The sequence below is a fragment of the Pseudomonas sp. Irchel 3A18 genome (assembly GCF_900187465.1).
GTDB lineage: Bacteria > Pseudomonadota > Gammaproteobacteria > Pseudomonadales > Pseudomonadaceae > Aquipseudomonas > Aquipseudomonas cichorii.
Map to the genome: position 1 here is coordinate 1 of NZ_FYDI01000033.1, position 2,341 is coordinate 2,341.

2 protein-coding genes, 2 pseudogenes and 1 other annotated feature are annotated in these 2,341 nt (G+C 57.2%); all 4 genes and pseudogenes read left to right on the forward strand.

All coding sequences use genetic code 11. The features are described from left to right. Nucleotides 1-842: pseudogene (istA, locus tag CKW23_RS26065) on the forward strand (IS21-like element ISPsy20 family transposase); the annotation flags it as partial. Then, a pseudogene (locus tag CKW23_RS26420) lies at nt 835-954 on the forward strand (AAA family ATPase); the annotation flags it as partial. The pseudogenes istA and CKW23_RS26420, both read left to right, overlap by 8 nt. Before the next feature lie 13 nt (nt 955-967). Further along, nucleotides 968-2,178, forward strand: a protein-coding gene (locus CKW23_RS26070) for an IS3 family transposase (RefSeq protein ID WP_095068687.1) whose coding sequence is annotated in 2 segments (ribosomal slippage) — nt 968-1,235 and nt 1,235-2,178 — 1,212 coding nt in all. Because the reading frame shifts where the segments join, the coding sequence is not laid out codon by codon here. Then, nucleotides 1,234-1,350 (forward strand) — a sequence feature (AL1L pseudoknot). It overlaps the preceding gene by 117 nt. Beyond that, on the forward strand, nt 2,168-2,341 hold a 174-nt coding region (locus CKW23_RS26075; protein ID WP_218250577.1), incomplete at its 3' end, for an ATP-binding protein. The genes CKW23_RS26070 and CKW23_RS26075, both read left to right, overlap by 11 nt.

The window sequence follows — 2,341 nt, forward strand, 5'->3', positions numbered from 1 at the left end:
ACTATCTGTTCGATCCGGACTTCTGCAACGTGGCCTCTGGCTGGGAGAAAGGCATCGTCGAAAAGAACGTGCAGGACAGCCGGAGGCGAATCTGGCTCGATGCTCAAAATTGCATGTTCCATACCTTCGAGGAGCTGAACGTCTGGCTCGGCCAACGCTGTCGTACGCTCTGGGCTGAACTTGTACATCCGCAGTACAACGGTTTGACGGTGGCAGAAGTCCTGGAGCTGGAGCAGGCTGAAATGATGCCGATGCCGACGGCCTTTGATGGCTACGTGGAACGCACCGTCCGTGTCTCTAGCACCTGCCTGATCAGCGTGGCGCGCAATCGTTATTCGGTGCCTTGCGAGCGTGTGGGTCAATGGGTCAGCAGCCGTTTGTACCCTTCGCGAATCGTGGTCATTGCCGACGAAACGGTGATCGCCAGTCACGAGCGCCTCTTTGATCGAGATCAGGTCAGTTTTGACTGGCAGCACTACATCCCACTCATCGAACGCAAGCCTGGTGCATTGCGCAACGGCGCGCCATTTGCTGATTTGCCAAAACCGTTACGGCTTCTCAAACGAGGACTGAGGCGTCACACCAACGGTGATCGAATCATGATGCAGGTACTGGCTGCTGTGCCAATTGCGGGTCTCGAACCAGTGCTGGTGGCGGTGGAGCTGGTACTTGAATCGGGAAGTCTGAGCGCCGATCACATCCTCAATGTCGTTGCCCGCCTGACCTCCACCACACCACCTCCCTGTGTAGAAACCAGCCTGCAACTCAAGGTCGCGCCTGTTGCCAATACGGCACGCTACGACCGGCTCCGTGCGACCGATGAGGAGAATCGCAATGCGTGACCTAATGACTGAACTCAAAGAACTTCGCCTGCACGGCATGGCCAGTGCTTGGGAAGAACTGGTCTCTCAAGGTGAACCGCCCCGGGTATCGCGGAGGCTCCACCTTTTGAGAAACTGGAGCCACTATGCCAAAGCCACCCAAGTTTTCCCCCGAAGTCCGTGAGCGTGCTGTGCGAATGGTCTACGAAGTCCGCGAGTCGCACGATTCTCAGTGGGCAGCCATCGAGGCTGTTTCCAGCAAGATCGGATGCACCGCCCAAACCTTGAGCAACTGGATCCGCAAGGCCTCTTCGCCCACAACGCCTAGCACCCCGGCCGATCCCCGGATCAAAGAGCTGGAGCGCGAGGTTCGTGAGCTCAAGCGAGCCAATGAGATCCTCAAGGTCGCTAGCGCTTTTTTCGCCCAGGCGGAACTCGACCGTCGTTTGAAGTGATCTGGCGTCTGATCGACGAGCACCGACAGCGCTTTGGAGTCGAGCCACTGTGCCGCGTGTTGCAAGTGTCTCCATCGGCTTACCGGTGCCATGCCGCACGTTTACGTGATCGCTCACGACGCTCTGCCCGAGCGATTCGTGACGAGGCACTTGCCGTACAGATTCATCGTGTCTGGCAGGAGAACTACGAGGTCTATGGGGCCAGGAAGGTCTGGCGGCAGATGCATCGCGAACATCAGGCAGTAGCGCGCTGCACAGTGGAGCGATTGATGCGTGAGATGGGTCTCTGCGGCGTGACCCGGGGCAAAACGGTGAAAACCACGCAAGCCCATCCTGACAATGCCAATCCCAGGGATCTAGTGAAGCGCCAGTTCACTGCCGAACGTCCCAATCAGCTCTGGGTCGCCGATTTCACGTTCGTTTCAACCTGGCAGGGATTTGCCTATGTCGCGTTCATCGTGGATGTCTATTCAAGGTTCATCGTTGGCTGGCGGGTCAGCCGACACATGCGTACGGAGTTTGTCCTGGATGCGCTCGAACAGGCACTTCACGTCCGTCGGCCCGAGCCTCATCGGCTGGTTCATCACAGCGACAGAGGCTCGCAATATCTGTCGATTCGTTACAGCGAGCGGTTGGGCGAAGCGGGTATCGAGCCGTCGGTTGGCAATACCGGTGATAGCTACGACAACGCACTGGCAGAGACCATGAATGGCCTTTACAAGACGGAGTTGATCCACAAGCAAGGGCCGTGGAAAAGTGTAGAAAGTCTGGAGTGGGAAACGCTGAAATGGGTGACTTGGTTCAACCATCAGCGTCTGCTGGAACCTATTGGAAATAGGCCGCCAGCCGAGTTTGAGGCACTATACGAACAGAGTCAGGCAGCCATATCAGTTGCAGCCTGACTCAAACAAAACAGCCTCCGCGATACCCGGGGCGGTTCAAGGAACAGCGTCGACGGCTTCATCGAAATGGCTGCTGGAACATCTGCTTCAGCAGGAACATGCGGATCGCGCGGTACGCTCGGTGAATCATCAGATGAACATGGCAAAACTCCCCATGCACCGT